This is a genomic window from Xenophilus sp., from assembly GCF_044462705.1.
Classification (GTDB): domain Bacteria; phylum Pseudomonadota; class Gammaproteobacteria; order Burkholderiales; family Burkholderiaceae_C; genus Xenophilus; species Xenophilus azovorans.
In genome coordinates this window covers 1-4,281 of the sequence record NZ_JBIQNC010000302.1, presented here as the reverse complement: position 1 = coordinate 4,281, position 4,281 = coordinate 1, and the positions used below count along the sequence as shown (strand labels likewise).

The following is a 4,281-nucleotide window of genomic DNA, read 5'->3' as shown; positions in this document are numbered from 1 at the left end:
TGGCCACGCGGCTCTTGGGCGACAGCATCGCCACCAACCTGTTCCTGCTCGGCTTCGCCTATCAGCAGGGGCTGCTGCCGATCAGCGCCGCGGCCATCGAGAAGGCCATCGAGCTCAATGGCGTTGCCGCCAAGCTGAATCTGCAGGCCTTCCGCTGGGGCCGCCATGCGGTGCTAGAGCGTGAAGCAGTCGAGCAGCTGGCACGTCCGGCCGAGGTCGCGGAGCCAGCCTGCAAGACGCTGGAGGAGATCGTCGAGTGGCGCGTGGACTTCCTTACCCGTTACCAGAGCGCCGGGCTGGCGCGCCGCTATCGCCAGCTGGTCGAGCGTGTGCGCGAGGCCGATAGCGCCGATGACCTGGCGCTATCCAAGGCCGTCGCCCGCTACTACTTCAAGCTCCTGGCCTACAAGGACGAGTACGAGGTGGCGCGGCTGTACAGCGAGCCGGAGTTCCGCCAGCAGCTCGAGGCGCAGTTCGAGGGCGACTACCGGCTGCAGTTCCACCTCGCTCCGGCCTGGCTGGCCAAGCGTGACCCCGTCACCGGTGAGCCGCGCAAGCGCGAGCTGGGGCCATGGATGCTCAATGTGTTCGGTGTGCTGGCCAAGTTCCGCTTCCTGCGTGGCACGCCTCTGGACCCGTTCGGCTATGGCCACGACCGTCGCGTCGAACGCCAGTTGATCAGCGAATACGAGAAGACCGTGGACGAGCTGCTGGCTCAGCTCAAGCCGAGCAACTACCGCACCGCCGTGGCCATCGCCGCGCTGCCGGAACAGATCCGCGGCTACGGCCCGGTGAAGGAGCGTTCCATCGCCAAGGCCCGCCAGCAGGAGAAATTGCTGCGCGAGCAGCTGGCCAAGGGCGACGAAGTGCAGAGCGTGCGGTTGTTCCAGCCGGCGGCGTAAGAGGAGAAGCGCGGTCGCCACTGGGTGGCGTGCTCCAGGTGGGCACTGCACCGGCCCGCCACCCTGATCGCCAACGCCAGCTGCATACGCCGGGCCCATCTTCCCGGTGAAACCAGACAAGCAGGCCCTGTCCGTGACAGGCCACCAGACCAACAAGAACGAGGTAACCATATGTCCGTCTTCGCTCACCCCGACTTCGACCGCCACGAACAGCTGGTCTTCTGTCATGACCAGGCGTCGGGTCTGAAAGCCATCATCGCCATCCACGACACGCGCCTCGGTCCGGCGCTGGGTGGCTGCCGGATGTTTCCCTACGCCAGTGACGAGGACGCCCTGCGTGACGTGCTGCGGCTGTCGCGCGGGATGACGCTGAAATCCTCGCTGGCCGGGCTCAAGCTCGGCGGCGGCAAGGCAGTGATCATCGGCGATCCGCATACCGGCAAGAGCCAGGCGCTGCTGCATGCGATGGGCGACTTCGTCGATAGCCTCGGCGGGCGCTACATCACCGCCGCCGACTCCGGCACCGGCGATGCCGAAATGCAGGCCTTCGCCCAGCGCACCCGCCATGTGGTCGGCGCCACGCCACGCACCACGCTCGATGGCAGCATCGCCAGCGGCGACCCGTCGCCGTCCACCGCCTACGGCGTGTTCGTCGGCCTCAACGAAGCGGTGCGCCAGCGCCTCGGTCGCGATGATCTGGCCGGGCTGAAGGTGGCGATCCAGGGCGTCGGCCATGTCGGTCTGGGCCTGGCGCGGCACCTGAAGGCCGCCGGCGCCGAGCTGTGGGTGGCGGACATCTTCGATGCCAACGTCAAGCAGGCGATGGAGGAAGTAGGCGCCAACGTGGTGCGCCCGCAGGACATCTACGGTCTCGACGTAGACGTCTTCGCGCCCTGCGCCATGGGCGGCATCCTCAACGAGCAGACCCTGCAAGTGCTGCGTGCTCCGGTGATCGCCGGGGCGGCCAACAACCAGCTGGCCAGCGCCGAGATCGGCGTCGAACTGCAGCGGCGCAACCAGCTCTACGCGCCGGACTACGCGATCAACGCCGGCGGCATCATCGACGTCTACTACCAGCGCAACGGCGGTAGTGCCGCGCAGAGCGATGCCCATGTGAAAGCCATCGGCGACACCCTGCGCGAGATCTTCACCCGCGCCGCTGCCAGCGGCGAGCCGACCTCGGTGATCGCCGACCGCCTGGCGCTGGAGCGCTTGCACGCCGGCGGCGTACCGCAGGCCGAGGCGCTCAAGCGCCAGGCTTCATGAGGCTTGACGGCCGGTCGCCTGAGGGGGCCGGTCTTCACTGAGCGGGGCGGCCGGCTCTGATCGCCAGCGCCGTGCCCGTTCCGTTCGCTCGTACCATCCCTGACAAAAACAACAAGCAGGAATCCGCAATGACCGATAAAACCAGCCTCGCGGCCGGCACCTTCGCCGGCGCGCGCGCACGCATCCAGGACAACGCCTGCCGAGGCCTGTGGTCTTCGCGCTGGGTGTTCTTCCTCGCCGCCACCGGTTCGGCGGTGGGCCTGGGCAATATCTGGAAATTCCCCTATGTGACCGGGCAGAACGGCGGCGGCGCCTTCGTGCTGGTCTACCTCGCCTGCATTCTCCTGATCGGCATTCCGCTGCTGATGGCCGAGGTGATGATCGGCCGTCGCGGCCGGGCGAACCCCGATGGCGCCGTGGCGCGGTTGGCGCGCGAAGCCGGGGCCAGTTCACGCTGGCGCGTGGTGGGCTGGCTCGGCGGGCTGACCGGCTTCCTGATCCTGAGTTTCTATCTGGTGGTGGCCGGCTGGGCGCTGGCCTATGTGCCGGCGACCTTCAGCGGCGGCTTCGCCGGGGTCAGCGGCGAGGCCAGTGGCGAGCTGTTCGGCGCGTTGTTGGCGGACCCGCTGCGCCTGGTGGTCTGTGCCACGCTGGTGCTGGCGGCGACCATGCTGATCGTCGGCTTCGGTGTGCGCGGTGGGCTGGAGCGTTCGCTGCGTTTTCTGATGCCCGGGCTGTTCGTGCTGATGCTGGTGCTGGTGGTTTACGCCGCCATCGAAGGTGAATTCGCCCAGGCGCTGCAGTTTCTCTTCGTGCCGGACTTCTCCGCGCTGACCGCGCAGAGCGTGCTGGTCGCCCTCGGTCATGCCTTCTTCACCCTGAGCCTGGGCTGCGGCGCGATGATGGTCTACGGCTCCTATCTGCCGGAAGGCACCTCCATCGCCAAGACCTCGATTCTGGTAGCGCTGGCCGATACCGCGGTGGCCCTGCTGGCCGGTCTGGCGATCTTCCCGCTGGTGTTCGGCAACGCCCTGGAGCCCGGCGCCGGGCCGGGGCTGATCTTCGTCACCCTGCCGATGGCCTTCGGCCAGATGCCGCTGGGGCAGGTCGTGGGCGGGCTGTTCTTCGTGATGCTGGTGATCGCCGCACTGACGTCGGCCATTTCGCTCTCCGAGCCGAGCATCGCCTGGCTCACCGAGCGCTTCCGCATCAGCCGGACCAAGGCCGTGCTGGGCAGCGGCCTGGTGCTCTGGCTGCTGAGCCTGGGCAGTGTGTTCTCGTTCAACCACTGGGCCGACTACCAGCTGTTCGGCAAGACCTTCTTCGACACCCTGGACTACCTGACCACCAATTGGCTGATGCCGCTGGGCGGGCTGGGTACGGTGCTGTTCACCGGCTGGGTGCTGCAGCGCCAGGTGGTCAGCGAGGCCATCGGCATTCGCAACGCCGCGCTGTTCCAGGCCTGGTGGAACCTGCTGCGCTACGGCACGCCGGTGGCCATCGTGCTGGTGTTCCTCAACCTGATCGGGTTGATCTGACGGAATCGTGAATCCGGGTGCGACGGCTTGGCCATTGCCTCCTGGGGAAGCAGTGAAGGGATGTCCCTTTGGTGGGCTGAGTCCACTCCATGCCAGGCGCAGGCCCTTAAGCGGGACCCGCCTTGCGAAGGGTGGACCTCGGTCCACCTTTTTTTTGCGCGACACCGACCATGCGAGTACATGTGCGGCAGCTTGTCGCACCAGGCTGTCAGCTTTTCGTTACGCCTGGCAAGCCGCTGGGCCAGGCTTTTCAGCGAAAAAGGCGCTGTAAGGAAAACCTGACAGTCATCCGCACGCTCGCCGCTTGCCGTGCCCGTAAACAGCATTGTTCGCCGCCCTGGCCTGGGGTGTGATGGGCCCAGCCAAAGCCGTGCGACGGCAATCCTCACAACAATAATCAGGAGGCGATATGAACGCCGTGAACAAGATCGAGCAGCACAATCCCATCGGCACCGACGGTTTCGAGTTCGTCGAATTCACCGCGCCGAATGCCGAAGGCATCGAACAGCTGCGCACGCTTTTCACCCAGATGGGCTTTACCGAAACCGCCAAGCACCGCTCCAAGGAGGTCTGGC

Annotated in this window: 3 protein-coding genes and 1 pseudogene; all 4 read left to right on the top strand. The window is 66.5% G+C overall.

Features of this window, described 5'->3' with window-relative positions; genetic code table 11:
- Nucleotides 1-902: DUF6537 domain-containing protein (locus tag ACIY1X_RS25165; protein WP_399686074.1), on the top strand; the 902-nt coding region annotated here is incomplete at its 5' end.
- A 24-nt stretch (nt 903-926) separates the two neighbouring features.
- Nucleotides 927-2,168: a Glu/Leu/Phe/Val dehydrogenase dimerization domain-containing protein gene (locus tag ACIY1X_RS25160; protein ID WP_399686072.1), complete on the top strand. Its 1,242-nt coding sequence runs from the start codon at nt 927-929 to the stop codon at nt 2,166-2,168.
- Nucleotides 2,169-2,239: 71 nt separating this feature from the next.
- Nucleotides 2,240-3,706, top strand: a complete 1,467-nt coding sequence (locus tag ACIY1X_RS25155; protein ID WP_399686069.1) for a sodium-dependent transporter — start codon at nt 2,240-2,242, stop codon at nt 3,704-3,706.
- Between the two features lie 409 nt (nt 3,707-4,115).
- Nucleotides 4,116-4,281, top strand: a pseudogene (locus ACIY1X_RS25150) (4-hydroxyphenylpyruvate dioxygenase); the annotation flags it as partial.